The sequence below is a fragment of the Bradyrhizobium sp. 1200_D9_N1_1 genome (assembly GCF_052075915.1).
In the GTDB taxonomy this organism is placed as follows: Bacteria; Pseudomonadota; Alphaproteobacteria; order Rhizobiales; family Xanthobacteraceae; genus Bradyrhizobium; species Bradyrhizobium diazoefficiens.
The window spans coordinates 4,225,510-4,241,016 of record NZ_CP197226.1; the positions used below are offsets into that span (position 1 = coordinate 4,225,510).

Consider the following 15,507-nt stretch of genomic DNA (forward strand, 5'->3'; position numbering starts at 1 on the left):
GGCACGCCATGGGAATCCTGGACTCGCTGGAAAACAACCCCGCGCTCCGCAGCGCGCTCGGCCAGCTCGGCGCCGCCGTGCTGCCGGCCGTCTTGAGCGAGGTGCTCGGCAGCAACAATCAGGGCGGCCTCAGCGCGATCGTGGCCAAGCTTCAGCAGGCCGGGTTCGGTGACCAGGTCAAATCCTGGCTCGGCAACGGCCAGAACCTGCCGATCTCGGCCGACCAGCTCCGCGCGGTGCTCGGCAACGACACCGTCCGCCAGCTGGCTGCGCGCTACAACATCCCGCTTGACCAGCTGGGCCAGATCCTGGCCCAGGAGCTGCCCAAGGCGGTGGACCAGGCCAGCCCGCAGGGTCATCTGCCCCATACCGCCTGAGGCCCGGTTCCAGCGGTATTAGCGTGGCCCGCTGTTCCCGTTATCGTCCTGAAAAGACTTCAAGATTGGTGTGTTTGCCATGCTCGCATGAGGCTGGCCAAAAACGCCGCATGCGTGCTATATAACGGCTGGGTTTCCGGCCGGCCATCGCAGTGGGACCATGGGCGAGGCAGGCGTTGTTTGAGTAATGGAGAGGGTGTTGAAGCACAAATTCCCCGTTGGAACGCGCGTATTGTTCACGGCCAGCAACGTCGCGCGCCCGGCTGCCAGCGGCTCGTATGAGATCATCCGCCTGTTGCCGACGGAAGGTGACGACTGCCAGTACCGGATCAAGAGCTCGACTGAAGCCTTCGAACGGGTCGCCAAGGAAAGCCAGCTCGCGCTCTCCTGAGGCACCGCCGCCCGTTGATGTCGCGGACGAATTTCCTGCGCTCGCCGTCAAAAGGCCCGCTTCACCTTCACAAGGTGGGTCGGGGGCAGTTGCCGGCTCACGGTGCTCGCTTTGACCATTCGCTCTTTGCTCGCGTGAGGGGACGTCGCGCATGAACTGGGCATGGGCCTCGTCGCTCGACCAAATCTGGCGCTCGCCGGCCGTCCCGATGTGGATGACGCTGGCGGCTGCGGGCTTCTTCGGATTGATCCTCATGATCACGCTGCTGCGCGCCGAGAGATCGGTTGCCAACGGTGCGCTGACCGTCATCACGCTGCTTGCCATTGCCATCGCGGTGGCTGCCACGGCGCACCTCTATGGACCGGACGGGCAGGCCGCTCCGGCCGAGGCGCGCGCGCAGGGCGTTGTTACCGCGAGCCTGCCGGCACTGTCCTGCCTTGACGATCTTGCCGGCGATGCCGTGGCCATTGGCTGCGAGAAGGCGCTGTTCGGTTCGCCGGATGCGGCGGCCGCGGCCGTCTCCTACACCGCCGCCAGGATCGACCGGCTGACCGCGCTCGGCGACGCCGCGACCGTCGACAAGAGCCTGACGCTGGACATGAAGGTGCTGCGCAAGGCGCTGGAGCGCGATCGCTACGGCCTCGTCGCGCAGGTGCTGATCGCCCGCGACGGCTGCACCCGGTTCGATTGCGCCGCCTTCCGCTCGCTGACCGATCAGCAGCAGGTCGCCGCCAACATGGAGTCCCATCTCTACGACATGCTGGTCGCACGCTATGCGCCCACCTGGAACGCGCCCGCGGCGGCAGCACCGGCCGCAGGTGCGCTCGCCGCGCTGCCGCCGTCGATGCCGACGGGCAAGCCGACCAACGCTGAATTCCCAAGCGCCTCGTCGACGCCGCCGGTGAGCATCATGAATCCGGAACCGCCTACAGCGACGGCGCGCCAGGCCGCGCCGGCCGCGAACGCAGCGCCGGCTCCGCGCGCGCCGGCCACGACCTCGGCGCAGGCCGCAGCGCCTGCGGCACCGGCCGCGAAGAAGCCGCCGGCGCCGAAGGCTGCGCGCGCACCGGCAGCTGCACCGGTTCCGCTGGCACCGCCGCCGGCTGCTGCGGCTCCCGCGGCTGCGGATAACGAATAGTTCGGCTTTGAAAACCTGCGGCCGGCCCGCTAATGCTGGGGCATGCCACTCCATCTGATCAAGCTCGCCGTCGGCTGCGACTCCGTCAAGGAATTGAAGGAGTGGGTGGCCGAACGGATGCAGACCGCCAAGAAGAAGGGTCTGCCGCAACATCACATCCACATCACCCGAATGGTGCCCAAGCGCGACGCCGAGATCCTCTCGGGCGGGTCGCTCTATTGGGTCATCAAGGGCGAGATCGCCGCGCGCGAAAAGATCATCGGCATCGAGCCGTTCCGCGACAAGGACGGCATCGGGCGCTGCCGGATCGTGATGCAGCCGAAGGTGATCCCGGTCTCGCCGCGGCCGATGCGCCCGTTCCAGGGCTGGCGCTATCTCGCGGACGATTCCGTACCGCCCGATCTCGGCAAGTCCGCCGCCGGCACGATCGCGGCGATGCCGGAGCCGATGCGGCGCGAGCTGCGCGATCTCGGATTGCTCTAGACCTCGATATTGTCGATCAGCCGGGTCGTGCCGAGCTTGGCTGCGACCAGGATCCGCAAGGGGCCGTCCTTGCGCGAGGTGACCTGTGCCAGCGTCTCGGCGTGGCGGGCCTCGAAATAGTCGAGCACGAAGCCGGCCGCCTTGATGGTCGCGGCGCCGCGCGCCATCGCCGGCGCGATGGCCTCGCCGGCGCGGATGCGGCCGGCGCTGTCCTTCATGGCGCGGTAGAGCGTGGTCGCGGTCTGCCGCTCCTGCGGTGAGAGATAGACGTTGCGCGATGACATCGCGAGCCCGTCGCGCTCGCGCACGGTGCGGGAGCCGATCACCTTGACGCCGAGATCGAGGTCCCGCGCCATCTGCGTCACCACCCGCAATTGCTGAAAGTCTTTCTCGCCGAAGATCGCAAAGTCCGGCCGGCATTGCGTGAACAGCTTGCCGACGACGGTGGCGACGCCACCGAAAAAGTGGGGCCGGAAGCGATCCTCGAGGCCGGCCAGGGCCGGACCCTCCGGCACGATTCGGGTAGCAAAGCCCTCCGGATACATGGCCTCGACGCCCGGGTGCCAGACGATGTCGACGTCCTCGGCCGCGAGCTTGGCGATGTCGGCCTTCCAGGTTCGGGGATAGGCGCCGAAATCCTCGGTCGGGGCGAATTGAGTCGGGTTGACGAAGATCGAGACTACGACGCGGCTGGCGCGCCGCTTGGCGAGGCGCACCAGCGACACATGCCCGTCATGGAGCGCCCCCATGGTCGGGACCAGCGCGATCGTGGCCTTTCGCTTGCGAAGATTGTCGGCGGCGCGTCGGAGCGCAGGGACCGTGCGGGCGATCAGAGGGCTTCGTGACATCAGGACTCAGGGGGCTTGGGGATGGGTGGGGCGCGGCGTGCAGCCGGCTAACCTTAACAAGCAGCGATCGTGGACGCCATGCATCCGGATGCGGCACAGCATCCCGCGCAATGCCGCGCACGACGTCGCGACATTGTGGGCTGAATCACAGACGCGGGGCGGCGACGCAAATCATGATGAAGACTAACGCACTGTGATTTCGCTATCCTGTCACGCATTTCACTTGACCGCAGACGCGGCCAACTTGAAGATATTGCTTAGGGGTGTTGAGGATCACCATGCTTGTGCAGGCTAGCCAAGGCCAATCCGGCTCGGCGCACGTCGTTGTGCTGGGCAACGAGAAGGGCGGCTCCGGCAAATCGACCACTGCCTTGCACATCGCGGTCGCGCTCCTGAAGGCCGGTCAGCGCGTTGCCACCATCGACCTCGACTGCCGCCAGCAAAGCTTCACCCACTACATCAACAACCGCGCCGCCTGGGCCCGTCGCACCAAGCTCGATCTCGAGCTGCCGGTGCATCGCTGCATCAAGCTCGGCGAGACCATGCAGATTGCCGAGAACGAGAACTCCGAGTTCCAGCAGTTCATGGAGGCGGTCTCTGCGGTCGAGAGCAGTTTCGATTTCATCGTCATCGATACGCCCGGCACCGACAGCTACCTGATGCGGCTCGCCCATTCGATGGCCGACACGCTGGTCACGCCGATCAACGACAGCTTCCTCGATTTCGACGTGCTCGGCACCGTCGACCCCGCCAACTATGCGGTCACCGGCGAGAGCCACTATGCCGAGATGGTGCGGGATGTCAGGCGCAAGCGTCGCCAGCTCGACGGCTCGAGCACCGACTGGATCGTGGTGCGCAACCGCCTGTCCATGCTCGGCTCCCGCAACAAGCAGCTTGTCGCCGACGGCTTGAAGGATTTGTCGCTGCGGCTCGGCTTCCGCTACATCGACGGTTTCGCCGAGCGCGTCGTCTACCGCGAATTCTTCCCGCGCGGCCTCACTGCGCTCGACGAGATCGACGAGGCGACGCTCGGCATGCGGCCCAATCTCGGCCATCTCACCGCGCGGGAAGAGGTGACGAGCCTGCTCCGCCAGCTCAAGCTGCCGCTCGACGAGCGCGGCCGCCGCCGCGCGGCCAACCGCGCCGAGTGGTTCAGCCAGGTCGACAAGCCGCTCGAGGTCCACGACATCCTCGGCGCCTGATTTAGCGGTATATCGCTACTGTCAGCGGCCTGATAAGCCGGTCCCCCCCAGGAACTGAGCCCGCCCTCGGCCGTTTTCACTCTACGTTTACTGCGAAATTGAACCCAATCGAGACCGGTTGCATCGGATGGTGATCTGCACCCTGACGTAGCCGTATGAGAGGAGGATGCCCAAGAAACGTGTGCGGCGCACAATGAAAGGGCTGCCAGTTCACAATATTTGGCCTTCCTGTCACGCGGCTGTGACATATATTAGCGAATAGGCGACCAGGGGCCGAAGAGCCCCGGAAGAACACGATTTTCAACAGGGATTCAGGCCGCAAGAGCCTGAGGCTGAGGACGAAAATGAAGCGTGGAATTGCCGTTCTGGTTTCGGTCAGTGCCCTCTGCGGCATCGCCTATTTCACGGCGAGCAAGTGGGCCATCAGGCACGAGACCATCACCTTCTACGACGCTTCGCGCGACAACCGTCCCGTGCCCGTCGATATCGCGATCCGTCGCGACAAGGAAATGCAGGCCAATGCCGGCATGATCACGATGCCTGTCGCCGTGATCAACCATGGCAACACCGTCAAGAACACCGAGTACGGCTTCCTTGCCAACATTTTCGCTGCGCGCGGCTACCTCGTCGTGAGCCCGCAGCATGATTTGCCGACCGATCCTCCGATGGTGACCAAGCCCGGCGAGCTCTATGTCGGCCGGTTGCCGCAGATCCTGCGCGGCGTGGCCAATATCCACCTGGCGATGCAGGAGATGAAGAAGGTTCAGCCCAACGCCGACTACGAGAAGGTGACGATGGTCGGCCACTCCATGGGCGGCGACATCACGATGTACTTCGCCAAGCAGTATCCGGATGAGGTCAAGAAGGTCGTCACGCTGGACAATCTGCGCGTGCCATTCGTGACCGCCGGCAAGTTCAAGATCCTGTCGTTCCGCTCCACCGATCCGCAGTTCAAGACCGATGCGGGCGTGATCCCGAGCGACGAGGAATGCGAGAAGGCCGGCATCCAGGTCGTGAAGACCGAATTCCAGCACAACGACATGCGCGACACCGGTCCGGATGTGGCCAAGAACTCGATCCAAGGCATGCTCGACAAATTCCTGAGCGCGACTGACAGCGAGGTAGGGCCGGTCGATACGCAATCGTCTCCACCCAAGATTCTCGAGCCCGGTCCGGTCGCTCTGATGGCGCCTGCCAAGAGCTGAGGTTTCGTCATAGTCAGAAACGACTTTCAAAGCCTCCGCTGGCGCTCGCCCGCGGAGGCTTTGCACATTGACCGGGCTGCACGCGCTAACCACATTAGCCGTTCACGCAGGGCCAAGGGATGTCGGGCGAACCCATCAAACCGCGCGGCCGCGATGCCGTCTCGCCGCAAGCAGGCGGCGCGGTGCCGCAGGCCGGGACGTCGACCTCGGACGATATCGCCGCCTTTGTCGCCAAGGCGCGTGCGCTGTCACCGCATGCTCCCGGCGCGAAAGGCCGGCTGATCTTCGCGCTGGATGCGACGATGAGCCGGCAGCCGACCTGGGACATGGCCTGCGCGCTCCAGGCCGACATGTTTCGCGAGACCGCGGCGCTCGGCAGTCTCGACATCCGGCTGGTCTACTATCGCGGCTTCAACGAGTGCCGTGCCACGGGGTGGATCTCCGACAGCGCCAGGCTCGCAACGCTGATGAGCAAGATCGATTGCCGCGGCGGCGACACCCAGATCGGCAAGGTGCTGAGCGAGGCGCGGCGCGAGGCGGTCGCATCGGGCGTGCGGGCCGTGGTCTTCGTCGGCGATGCGATGGAGGAGAAGGTTGACGAGCTCTGCGCCAAGGCCGGCGAACTCGGTATGCTCAAGGTGCCCGTCTTCGTGTTCCAGGAAGGCCATGACCCGGTGGCCGAGCAGGCGTTTCGCGAGATCGCGCGCCTGACCGGCGGCGCCTGGTGCCGTTTTGATCCCGGCGCGGCGGCACAGCTGCGCGAGCTGTTGCGGGCGGCCGCGGCCTATGCCGCCGGCGGGCGCGAGGCGCTGCTGAAATTGGCCAAGAGCGCGAGCGGTGCGGCCCAGTTGATCGGCCAGATGAAGTAGCAGGTTACGCTGGCGCGGCTTGCGTTGGCAGCGGCGCTGCGACCGGCGGCAGCAGGCGTCCCTGCAGGATCAGGCGCAGCGTGCCCAGCGCGATCAATCCGACCACGATGTTGGCGGCTCCGAACAGCCATGGCGCGAGCAGCGCGATCGCACCGGTGTCGCCGTGGCCGGCCATGCGGATCGGTGCGATCGCAAGCGCGGTGGCGCCGAAGGTGAAGCCCCAGTACGACACCGAGAACGGCTGCTCCATGATCCACGGCAGCAGGCGAAGCAGCAGCAGCGCCATCATCAGTCCGTAGCCGACGAGGACATGCGCGACCATGTCGGGCACGCCGCCATTGATCGCGAGATAGGCGACGGCACCGACCGCGGGCGGCGCCAGCTGGATGCCGAGCGTCGGCCGCAGTGCGACTGGAAGTGTCGCGACCGTGTAGAGCCGATGTAGCAGCACGGATTCAATTGCGAGCCAGGAAAACAGCGCGATGCCGAAGGCAAGCTGTCCCCAATCTGGGTAGCCGAGCACCGAAGAAACCGCCGCGGTGACGAAGCCGCCGGCAACGGTCGGCAGATACAGGACCGGTGTCGTCGCGGTGTGATCGCGATTGCCGCGCCACAACAACCCCGTCCGCCACAGCGCGAAGCCGAGCGTGAACGCCGCGCCAAGGCCGAACAGGATCTCGGCGGCAAGGTGCGAGTAGGGCTCCGCCGCGATCGCGATCAGCATGGTGGAGACGCCGGCGAGACCAATAAAGCAGCATTGTACCGGATGATGGGCTTCACTGAGCGACTCGGCGCGCGCGAGGATCCAGCGCAGGATGAAGAGAACGAGCAGCAGCGCCCAGACGATGGAGGCGAGCGCGAGCAGGATCTCGCCGACGATCGCCGGCAAATGCCAGACCTGATGCGCGGCGCGCCAGGCATTGCCGAGGCCGGCAAGGCCAAGCACGATGCCGAAGAAGGCGGCCGGCACGATCGGCGGCTTGAATCCGCTACGCATTGTCTCCCTCAATCGTCGCGCCGGACTATCGGGCAAGCCAGCGTTCCATGTCATCTGCCAATTGCCGACGGGCGAAAGGACGCCATGCTTTTTGACAACAGGGCGCCTATATTCCGCCCATGACCCTGATCGCTGGCGCTGTCGCCGTTATCACGCTGTATCTGCTGCTTCAGATGTTCCGCGCCGCCAACCCGGCGGTGCTGGCGCGCACCATCAAGTTCGGCGGCGGCGTGGTCGCGCTGGCGGTCGCAGCCTTCACGGGCTTGCGGGGCGAGCTGGCCGTCGCGATCCCGCTCGGGATTTTCGGCGCCGGGCTGCTCGGCTGGACGCCGTTGACGAACGCCGGCTTCGGCAATATCGGCGGGCTGTTCGGTGGCGGTGCGGCGCCTGCGCCCGGGCAGGCCTCGCGCGTGCGCTCGCAATTCCTCGACATGCGGCTCGATCACGATTCCGGCCGACTCGGAGGCCAGATCGTTGCCGGGCCTCACGCCGGGCGCGATCTCGACGAGTTCGATCTCGCCGGCCTGCTGGCGATGGTCCCGGCGTTCGACGCCGAGAGCGTGGCCTTACTTGAAAGCTATCTGGACCGCAGGTTTCCCGCCTGGCGTCAGAACGCGCAGGGCGATGCGGCAGGGGGGCAGCGCCGCACGGCGGCGAGCGGCAAAATGACGACGGAGGAGGCCTATCAGATCCTTGGCTTGCAGCCGGGAGCGGGGCGCGACGACATCAGCCGGGCCCACAAGTCCCTGATGAAGAAACTCCATCCCGACCAGGGGGGCTCGACGTATCTCGCTGCCCGGGTAAACGAGGCCAAGGATACTCTGCTTCGCACGCATAACGGCTAACTCCGGCACTACGCTACAAACGCCCGTACCGCGTGATCTCCGTTGGCTCTGTCTGTCGTCGCCCCGATGCCCGCCATTTCGGCGTGGCCGATCTCTTGAGTAAAAATTTAACCGTAAAACGTTGACGAGAGGTTGTCGCGGAACCGACTTTGGCTGGCCGCATGCCGAAAACAAAAATGCCCGCGCAAGGCGCGGGCATTTTTCGGAACGGTGCGGGAGATCAGTTGCGGACGGTGATGCAGGAGATGTCGGCGCGCTTCAGGGCGCGGCAGACGGCTTCGGCCTGATCCCGCTCGAGCCCGGCGAAGCGGGCGCGGTAGAGCTTGCGATTGTCCTTGGCGACGACAGGCTCGGTGAACGGATCGGCCTTGCTGAGCAGGCCGCGGGCCGAGCTGCGCGCTGCGTCGATGCGCTGCTGGGCTTCGTTCTCGCTCTCGAGCGCGCCGACCTGGACGATCCAGCCGCTGTGCGTGACGACCGGCTTGGTGGTGGCGCTCATCTGGATCGGCTGCGGCGCCGGGTCGGCGGAGGCGAGCTTCGGAGCGACCGGGGCGGGCGCGGCGGCGGTCGCAGCCGGCAGCACGCCGAGGACGCCGTTGCCGGTGCCGAAGCCGGCCGGCTGGCGTGGCAGCTCGGTGCGGGCGACTTCCGCCTTCGGCGCTTCCGGTTGGCTCTGGATCTCGGGCTTGTTGATCAGATCGGCCCGGGCGACGACGGCGCCGGAGGTTTCCGCGACGTCGGAGCGGGAGGCAACCGTGTTGGTAATCTGCGGCGCGACCTGCGACGGGGCGGCGGAGGCGACCTTCACGGTGCCGGCCTTGACCTGCACCGTCTTGACCCGGACCGGCTTCATCGGTTCGGACGAGCCCGGGATGATCGAGAGCGGCTGGCTGGAGATCACGCCATTGGTGAGCGGCGCGGGCTCGATCTTGGATTCAGTCGGCCGAGCTTCAGGCTTGGGCTGAGCGGGCGGCATTGCGGCGGTGGCGGCCGCAAGCGTGGACAGGCGCGAGGCGAGACGCGACGGGGCTGCTTCGGGAGCAGGGGCGGCCGCGGCCTGGACCTGCGGAGCGGTGCGGGCCGGGGTATCCGACGCATCGGCGACCTCGGCAGCGGCGTCAGCGCCGCTACGCTCGGTAACCGCGGCGACGGTGTGGCTGGTCGCGCCCTTGTCGAGGTTCTCCGCGAGCAGGTTGCGCATGATGGCGTCGCGCGAACCGCCGCTGCGGCCGCCCAGCACCACGCCGATCAGGTGGCGGTTGCCGCGGCGCATCGAGGTCACGAGGTTGAAGCCGGAGGCGCGGGTGTAGCCGGTCTTGATGCCGTCCACGCCCTCGACGCTGCCGAGCAGGTGGTTATGGTTCCGGATCGACTGGCCGCGCCAGTTGAACGTCGAGGTCGCGAAATAGCGGTAGTAGCGCGGGAAGCGCTCCTGGATGGCGCGGCCGAGCGTGGCCTGATCGCGCGCGGTCGTGACCTGCTCGTCGTTGGGAAGGCCGTTGGCGTTCCGGTAGACCGTCTTGGACATGCCGAGCGAACGCGCCTTGCGCGTCATCATCTGGGCGAAGTCGTCCTCGTCGCCGGCGATCGCTTCCGCGATCACCACGGCTGCGTCGTTGGCGGAGCGGGTGACGAGACCCTTGATCGCGTCCTCGACACGGATGGTCTGACCGGCACGCAGGTTCAGCTTGGTCGGATCCTGATCGGCGGCGTGCTGCGACACCGGCATCTCGGTGTCGAGCTTCATCTTGCCGGACTCGAGACGCTCGAACAGCAGATAGAGCGTCATGATCTTGGTCAGCGACGCCGGATGGCGAATCCCGTCGGGGCTCGTTGCCTGGAGCACGGAGCCGGAATTGCCGTCGACGATGATCGACGCGAATTTCGGGCTGGAGCTCTCGGACACGTCGCGCTGCACCCGGTGGTGCGCGTAGTGGCGGCGGTGACGCCGCGCCTCGGCGGCATCGGTGGTGAAGATGACCGCGGTGGTGACCGTAAGAAGCCCGAAAACCCCGACCCGCGCCAAGCGCGAGGAAGACAAGTTTTTACGAAGCATGAAACCCCGTCCCCGTTTCTGACTTGATCACCGGCCCGTGAGGCGAAATTGTGCCCAATGGACCCGGGATCATTACCTGCCCAGGCTGCCCCTCCGCTGGTGTTCGCCGCGGGGGACGTTGGACCTGAGCCGCTATTCTGGCTAAGGTGATGTTCTCAAACGGCTTTTGACCGCTTGCGGAAGCTGAACACGTCCAGGGAATCAAGGTAGGGGTCCGCGGTTTCCAAAAGCTTAAGGAACCCTTGCGGGAAACCCCGGGAATCTCTTCGGTTTGGATCTAGTTTTTGTGCGACGCACAAGATTCTTGACTTTTTTGTGCGTTGCACTAATTGTGGGCAGAGTCAGGGAGCCGGGGCTTCCCGACGCGAGCCAGGGAAAAAGGATTCCGAAATGTTCAAGGTTGAAGACTTTCAGAGCTACGGGAAAGAGCAGTTCGAGCAGTGCGTCGCCTCCGCGACCTCGGTGCAGCACGGCCTCCAGGCAATCGCCAGCGCCTACGGCGACTACACCAAGAAATCTTTCGAAGACACCAAGTCCTTCGTCGAGAAGCTTTCCGGCGTGAAGTCGCTGGACAAGGCGATGGAAGCGCAGACCGACTTCGCCCGTTCCGCCTACGAGACCTTCGTCGCGGAATCGCAGAAGATTGCCGGCCTCTACAGCGACCTCGCCAAGCAGGCGTTCAAGCCGGTCGAGACCATCGTGTCGAAGTTCACCCCGGCCGCCAACTAACTTTTCCCGGACATCCTGGAAGCAAGAAGCCCGGCTGAACCAGCCGGGCTTTTTTGTTGTCGCGACGGATCCGTCCCAGCGCGCGGTCGGGTCGCCGGCGTGACCAAGCAGAATTTGCCGGTGCTGCTCGCGCGATATTGCAGCACGCTTGGGGGCAGGGCGCTGCCGGTGTTCGCCTGCATGGTGTGGATCGGATGCTCACCCGCTCGATGCGCACAGCACGAATGAACAGCGCGTTGAATTGGGTCCGCGCCTTGCTGCTGATCTGCGAGGTGATGATGGTGCCGGACGCGTCGAGCGATGCGGCTGACACAGGGCAGGGCGGACGAAGCACGGCCGTCCTAGAAATTTGCGATTTTGCCCGATTTCGCGCCAAGCGATTGAACAGCAGGTACCGTAGAAGACCGGAGACGATCCCGCGCGAAACCGTCGTGGTCGCGTTAACGGCTAGGTTCCTGGTCAACCTGTTCTGGACCGGCGCGGCGGAAATTTTTGTCAAACCGGTCCGGATTGATTAACCTTGGTCAGGATCGCCCGGATCGGGAATCGGGCCCGCCATAGCCGGACTTTTGCGCGCTTGCGGCGAGGCGGGGGCAAGCCCATATTCCTGCAATCGATCTGGTTTGGACCGGACCGGTTGGAAGCGGCGATCCAATAACGCGGTGCGCCAGTGCGAAGCTCCGAAAGGCGGGGCCGCGCGGCGGGCCGTCATACGCTTCCGTGGGGAATTTGAACGCCTGAGCCATGTCGCAATTGACTTCCAGCCTTGACCTGTCTGCGGCCGCCGCCGCCCGCGCTCCCCGGATGAGCAACGACGAGAACCGTTCCGGCAGCCCGACGGGTCCGAACACCTCCGTCATCACCAAGGTCAAGCCGAAGACCAAGCGGCCGAACCTGTATCGCGTTCTGATCCTGAACGACGACTACACGCCGATGGAGTTCGTGGTCCACGTGCTGGAGAAGTTCTTCCAGAAGGACGTCGAGGCGGCGACCAAGATCATGCTGCACGTCCATCATCACGGTATCGGCGAGTGTGGCGTGTTCACCTACGAGATCGCCGAAACCAAGGTGACGCAGGTGATGGACTTCGCCCGCAAGCACCAGCATCCGCTGCAATGCGTGATGGAAAAGAAATAAGTCACCCCACGGCGCGTTCGTAGCCGGCTCTTGTGTATGTCGCAGTGTGATCGCCGCGTGATGCCTGCGCGCGATCTCCATCGCAGCCGGCAAAACTACGGAATTCTGCACCGGCGCCGATCCCGCCAAAATCGGAACGGGTTTTGCATCGAAAAATACCGCAGGCGGCTAGCTGCCGAGTCGCGGAACCGGTCTTTCGCCGCGGTCTTGTATAACTATATGTGACAAAGGTTGTTGTTGCCTGACCGGGCGAGGACGATCATGATGGTGGGGGCCATAGAGGACGCGAATGCCGACTTTTTCTCAAAGCCTTGAACAATCCCTGCATCGTGCGCTGGCGATCGCAAACGAGCGTCATCACCAATACGCGACGCTCGAGCATCTCTTGCTCTCCCTGATCGACGACTCCGATGCAGCCGCCGTCATGCGCGCCTGTAGCGTCGATCTCGACAAGCTCCGCACGAGCCTCGTCAACTATCTTGAGACCGAATTCGAGAACCTGGTGACGGATGGCGCCGACGATGCCAAGCCGACCGCCGGTTTCCAGCGCGTGATCCAGCGCGCGGTGATCCACGTGCAATCCTCCGGTCGCGAAGAGGTGACCGGTGCCAACGTGCTGATCGCGATCTTCGCCGAGCGCGAGAGCCACGCCGCGTACTTCCTGCAAGAGCAGGACATGACGCGCTACGACGCCGTCAACTACATCAGCCACGGCATCGCCAAGCGGCCGGGCGTCTCCGAGGCCCGCCCCGTGCGCGGCGTCGACGAGGAGACCGAGACCAAGGGCAGCGACGACGCCAAGAAGAAGGGCGAAGCGCTCGAGACCTATTGCGTCAACCTCAACAAGAAGGCGCGCGACGGCAAGATCGATCCGGTGATCGGACGCAATTCCGAGATCAACCGCGCGATCCAGGTGCTGTGCCGCCGGCAGAAGAACAACCCGCTGTTCGTGGGCGAAGCCGGCGTCGGCAAGACCGCGATCGCGGAGGGCCTCGCCAAGCGCATCGTCGACAGCGAGGTGCCCGAGGTGCTGGCGGCTGCCACCGTGTTCTCGCTGGACATGGGTACGCTGCTTGCGGGCACGCGCTATCGCGGCGACTTCGAGGAGCGCCTGAAGCAGGTGCTGAAGGAGCTCGAGGCGCATCCCAACGCCATCCTGTTCATCGACGAGATCCACACCGTGATCGGTGCGGGCGCGACGTCGGGCGGGGCGATGGATGCCTCGAACCTGCTCAAGCCGGCGCTTGCCTCGGGCACGATCCGTTGCATGGGCTCGACCACCTACAAGGAATACCGCCAGCACTTCGAGAAGGACCGCGCGCTGGTGCGGCGCTTCCAGAAGATCGACATCAACGAGCCGACGGTGGAGGACGCGATCGCGATCCTCAAGGGCCTCAAGCCGTATTTCGAGGACTACCACCGGCTGAAGTACACCAATGAGGCGATCGAGGCTGCGGTCCAGCTCTCCTCGCGCTACATCCACGACCGCAAGCTGCCCGACAAGGCGATCGACGTGATCGACGAATCCGGTGCGGCGCAGATGCTGGTCGCCGAGAACAAGCGCAAGAAGACCATCGGCATCAAGGAGATCGAAACCACGATCGCCTCGATGGCGCGGATCCCGCCCAAGAGCGTGTCGAAGGACGATGCCGAGGTGCTCAAGCATCTCGAGCAGACGCTGAAGCGCACCGTGTTCGGCCAGGACAAGGCGATCGAGTCGCTCGCCGCTTCGATCAAGCTGGCGCGTGCCGGCCTGCGCGAGCCGGAGAAGCCAATCGGCTGCTACCTGTTCTCCGGGCCCACCGGCGTCGGCAAGACCGAGGTCGCAAAGCAGCTCGCGGCGTCGCTCGGCGTCGAGCTGCTGCGCTTCGACATGTCCGAATACATGGAGCGGCATACCGTGTCGCGCCTGATCGGCGCGCCTCCGGGCTATGTCGGCTTCGACCAGGGCGGCCTGCTCACCGACGGCGTCGACCAGCATCCGCATTGCGTGGTGCTGCTCGACGAGATCGAGAAGGCACATCCCGACCTCTACAACGTGCTGCTCCAGATCATGGATCACGGCCGGCTCACCGACCACAACGGCAAGCAGGTCAATTTCCGCAACGTGATCCTGATCATGACCACGAATGCGGGTGCTTCGGATCTGGCCAAGCAGGCGTTTGGCTTCACCCGCTCGAAGCGGGAAGGCGACGACCACGAGGCGATCAACCGGCAGTTCGCGCCGGAATTCCGCAACCGCCTCGATGCCATCGTCTCGTTCAGCCATCTTAGCGTCGAGGTGATCGGCACGGTGGTCGAGAAGTTCGTGCTCCAGCTCGAGGCTCAGCTCGGCGACCGCGACGTCACCATCGAGCTGTCCGAGCCCGCCAAGGCCTGGCTGGTTCAGCACGGCTATGACGAGCAGATGGGCGCGCGGCCGATGGCCCGCGTGATCCAGGAGCACATCAAGAAGCCGCTGGCCGACGAGGTGCTGTTCGGCAAGCTCAAGAGCGGTGGCCACGTCCGCGTCGTCCTGGTCAAGGACGAGGCCGACGAGACCAAGGAGAAGATCGGCTTCGAGTTCGTCGAAGGCCCGGTCACGCCGAAGCAGGAAAAGCTGCCCGGCGCCCGCAAGCGCCCGCCGGGCAAGCCCAAGCCGGGCGGCCCCGGCGGCTCGAAGGGGCCGACCTCCAAGGGGCCGCTGGTCAAGGCTTGATCGGCGCGTGATGAAATCGAAAAGGCCGGCTGTTCAGCCGGCCTTTTTGTTTGTGCCGCAGTGCGGGGCTTTAAGTGCCGGTGTCAGGCGCAGGTGCCGCAGGCGGCCGCGGTTTCTTCGGCGCGGGTGGCCGTGCGCGGGCGGGAGCGGACGGCTGCATCGTGACGATGACCGGATTCGGCTTGTGATCGGTTGCCGCGCCCGTCGCGGCATCGACCCCCATGCCGACGACACCGCCCAGCAAGAGATTGCCGGCAAAGCCGGCGGCGCCGCCGGTCTGTATGTCGCGGCTGAGCGGCACGATCTGCGGCTCGTAGCCGTCCTTCTGGAAGGTGATGGAGATGTCGGCGTTCCGCTTGACGACCACGGAGCAGGGCGTCGTACAGGTGGTCGGAACCTCCATTCCGCTGACGACGGCTTCAACGCCTGAAGGTGTCGATGAAATGCTGATATTCTCGGTCGTGCCGCGCGTGACGGACGCGCAGCCGCCCAGCATGACGCTGAGCGCCACAATTCCAAATGATCGCATGAA

General features: G+C 65.1%; 16 protein-coding genes. 12 read left to right on the forward strand and 4 right to left on the reverse strand.

Annotation, left to right across the window (positions count from 1 at the left end; genetic code table 11):
- Positions 1-8 precede the first annotated feature (8 nt).
- The 4 genes from AB5K84_RS20350 to AB5K84_RS20365 all read left to right on the forward strand — a co-directional run bounded on the left by AB5K84_RS20350 (position 9) and on the right by AB5K84_RS20365 (position 2,389).
- Positions 9-377 (forward strand): YidB family protein, encoded by a 369-nt coding sequence (locus AB5K84_RS20350; protein WP_162603576.1) that lies wholly within the window; start codon positions 9-11, stop codon positions 375-377.
- Positions 378-564: 187 nt separating this feature from the next.
- Positions 565-768: a hypothetical protein gene (locus tag AB5K84_RS20355; protein WP_011087923.1), complete on the forward strand. Its 204-nt coding sequence runs from the start codon at positions 565-567 to the stop codon at positions 766-768.
- A 151-nt stretch (positions 769-919) separates the two neighbouring features.
- A complete protein-coding gene (locus AB5K84_RS20360) occupies positions 920-1,906 on the forward strand; it encodes a hypothetical protein (RefSeq protein WP_110116306.1) in 987 nt (328 codons plus the stop codon).
- Positions 1,907-1,948: 42 nt separating this feature from the next.
- The gene (locus tag AB5K84_RS20365) at positions 1,949-2,389 is read left to right on the forward strand and encodes a DUF1489 family protein (protein ID WP_011087921.1); all 441 of its coding nucleotides are present in this window, start codon (positions 1,949-1,951) and stop codon (positions 2,387-2,389) included.
- Here AB5K84_RS20365 and panC read toward each other — a convergent pair.
- Positions 2,386-3,237, reverse strand: coding sequence for a pantoate--beta-alanine ligase (gene panC, locus AB5K84_RS20370; protein ID WP_060912533.1), 852 nt, complete (start codon positions 3,235-3,237; stop codon positions 2,386-2,388). The two genes, AB5K84_RS20365 and panC, sit on opposite strands and share 4 nt — an antisense overlap.
- A 278-nt stretch (positions 3,238-3,515) precedes the next feature.
- Between panC and AB5K84_RS20375 the strand changes: the two genes are divergently transcribed.
- The 3 genes from AB5K84_RS20375 to AB5K84_RS20385 all read left to right on the forward strand — a co-directional run bounded on the left by AB5K84_RS20375 (position 3,516) and on the right by AB5K84_RS20385 (position 6,513).
- Positions 3,516-4,439 (forward strand): division plane positioning ATPase MipZ, encoded by a 924-nt coding sequence (locus AB5K84_RS20375; protein WP_060912532.1) that lies wholly within the window; start codon positions 3,516-3,518, stop codon positions 4,437-4,439.
- Between the two features lie 344 nt (positions 4,440-4,783).
- Positions 4,784-5,644 carry an alpha/beta fold hydrolase gene (locus AB5K84_RS20380; protein WP_011087918.1) on the forward strand — a complete coding sequence of 287 codons (861 nt, stop codon included), beginning with the start codon at positions 4,784-4,786 and terminating at the stop codon, positions 5,642-5,644.
- Between the two features lie 119 nt (positions 5,645-5,763).
- Positions 5,764-6,513, forward strand: coding sequence for a hypothetical protein (locus AB5K84_RS20385; RefSeq protein WP_011087917.1), 750 nt, complete (start codon positions 5,764-5,766; stop codon positions 6,511-6,513).
- A 4-nt stretch (positions 6,514-6,517) separates the two neighbouring features.
- Here AB5K84_RS20385 and tehA read toward each other — a convergent pair whose 3' ends face one another.
- Positions 6,518-7,510: a dicarboxylate transporter/tellurite-resistance protein TehA gene (gene tehA, locus AB5K84_RS20390; protein ID WP_171463776.1), complete on the reverse strand. Its 993-nt coding sequence runs from the start codon at positions 7,508-7,510 to the stop codon at positions 6,518-6,520.
- Positions 7,511-7,629: 119 nt separating this feature from the next.
- Here tehA and AB5K84_RS20395 point away from each other — a divergent pair, with 119 nt between their 5' ends.
- Positions 7,630-8,355 carry a DnaJ domain-containing protein gene (locus AB5K84_RS20395; RefSeq protein WP_011087915.1) on the forward strand — a complete coding sequence of 242 codons (726 nt, stop codon included), beginning with the start codon at positions 7,630-7,632 and terminating at the stop codon, positions 8,353-8,355.
- A gap of 220 nt (positions 8,356-8,575) precedes the next feature.
- Here the strand turns inward: AB5K84_RS20395 and AB5K84_RS20400 are convergent, their stop codons facing one another.
- A complete protein-coding gene (locus AB5K84_RS20400) occupies positions 8,576-10,411 on the reverse strand; it encodes a D-alanyl-D-alanine carboxypeptidase (RefSeq protein WP_110116303.1) in 1,836 nt (611 codons plus the stop codon).
- A 390-nt stretch (positions 10,412-10,801) separates the two neighbouring features.
- Between AB5K84_RS20400 and AB5K84_RS20405 the strand changes: the two genes are divergently transcribed.
- The 4 genes from AB5K84_RS20405 (at position 10,802) to clpA (ending at position 14,975) form a co-directional block, all read left to right on the forward strand.
- The gene (locus AB5K84_RS20405) at positions 10,802-11,140 is read left to right on the forward strand and encodes a phasin family protein (RefSeq protein WP_011087913.1); all 339 of its coding nucleotides are present in this window, start codon (positions 10,802-10,804) and stop codon (positions 11,138-11,140) included.
- A gap of 194 nt (positions 11,141-11,334) precedes the next feature.
- Positions 11,335-11,658, forward strand: coding sequence for a hypothetical protein (locus tag AB5K84_RS20410; RefSeq protein WP_162603575.1), 324 nt, complete (start codon positions 11,335-11,337; stop codon positions 11,656-11,658).
- 286 nt (positions 11,659-11,944) lie between these two features.
- On the forward strand, positions 11,945-12,277 hold the full coding sequence (gene clpS / locus AB5K84_RS20415) for an ATP-dependent Clp protease adapter ClpS (protein WP_027548135.1): 333 nt from the start codon (positions 11,945-11,947) through the stop codon (positions 12,275-12,277).
- 289 nt (positions 12,278-12,566) lie between these two features.
- Positions 12,567-14,975 (forward strand): ATP-dependent Clp protease ATP-binding subunit ClpA, encoded by a 2,409-nt coding sequence (clpA, locus tag AB5K84_RS20420; protein ID WP_011087911.1) that lies wholly within the window; start codon positions 12,567-12,569, stop codon positions 14,973-14,975.
- Positions 14,976-15,045: 70 nt separating this feature from the next.
- Here clpA and AB5K84_RS20425 read toward each other — a convergent pair whose 3' ends face one another.
- On the reverse strand, positions 15,046-15,504 hold the full coding sequence (locus tag AB5K84_RS20425) for a PEGA domain-containing protein (RefSeq protein ID WP_162603574.1): 459 nt from the start codon (positions 15,502-15,504) through the stop codon (positions 15,046-15,048).
- Positions 15,505-15,507 lie beyond the last annotated feature (3 nt).

Excerpts from the sequence above, each read along its gene's own strand:
- AB5K84_RS20350 (WP_162603576.1), top strand. The coding sequence starts at position 9 with ATGGGAATCCTGGACTCGCTGGAAAACAACCCCGCGCTCCGCAGCGCG.
- AB5K84_RS20355 (WP_011087923.1), top strand. The coding sequence starts at position 565 with ATGGAGAGGGTGTTGAAGCACAAATTCCCCGTTGGAACGCGCGTATTG.
- AB5K84_RS20360 (WP_110116306.1), top strand. The coding sequence starts at position 920 with ATGAACTGGGCATGGGCCTCGTCGCTCGACCAAATCTGGCGCTCGCCG.
- AB5K84_RS20365 (WP_011087921.1), top strand. The coding sequence starts at position 1,949 with ATGCCACTCCATCTGATCAAGCTCGCCGTCGGCTGCGACTCCGTCAAG.
- panC (WP_060912533.1), bottom strand. The coding sequence starts at position 3,237 with ATGTCACGAAGCCCTCTGATCGCCCGCACGGTCCCTGCGCTCCGACGC.
- AB5K84_RS20375 (WP_060912532.1), top strand. The coding sequence starts at position 3,516 with ATGCTTGTGCAGGCTAGCCAAGGCCAATCCGGCTCGGCGCACGTCGTT.
- AB5K84_RS20380 (WP_011087918.1), top strand. The coding sequence starts at position 4,784 with ATGAAGCGTGGAATTGCCGTTCTGGTTTCGGTCAGTGCCCTCTGCGGC.
- AB5K84_RS20385 (WP_011087917.1), top strand. The coding sequence starts at position 5,764 with ATGTCGGGCGAACCCATCAAACCGCGCGGCCGCGATGCCGTCTCGCCG.
- tehA (WP_171463776.1), bottom strand. The coding sequence starts at position 7,510 with ATGCGTAGCGGATTCAAGCCGCCGATCGTGCCGGCCGCCTTCTTCGGC.
- AB5K84_RS20395 (WP_011087915.1), top strand. The coding sequence starts at position 7,630 with ATGACCCTGATCGCTGGCGCTGTCGCCGTTATCACGCTGTATCTGCTG.
- AB5K84_RS20400 (WP_110116303.1), bottom strand. The coding sequence starts at position 10,411 with ATGCTTCGTAAAAACTTGTCTTCCTCGCGCTTGGCGCGGGTCGGGGTT.
- AB5K84_RS20405 (WP_011087913.1), top strand. The coding sequence starts at position 10,802 with ATGTTCAAGGTTGAAGACTTTCAGAGCTACGGGAAAGAGCAGTTCGAG.
- AB5K84_RS20410 (WP_162603575.1), top strand. The coding sequence starts at position 11,335 with ATGCTCACCCGCTCGATGCGCACAGCACGAATGAACAGCGCGTTGAAT.
- clpS (WP_027548135.1), top strand. The coding sequence starts at position 11,945 with ATGAGCAACGACGAGAACCGTTCCGGCAGCCCGACGGGTCCGAACACC.
- clpA (WP_011087911.1), top strand. The coding sequence starts at position 12,567 with ATGCCGACTTTTTCTCAAAGCCTTGAACAATCCCTGCATCGTGCGCTG.
- AB5K84_RS20425 (WP_162603574.1), bottom strand. The coding sequence starts at position 15,504 with ATGCGATCATTTGGAATTGTGGCGCTCAGCGTCATGCTGGGCGGCTGC.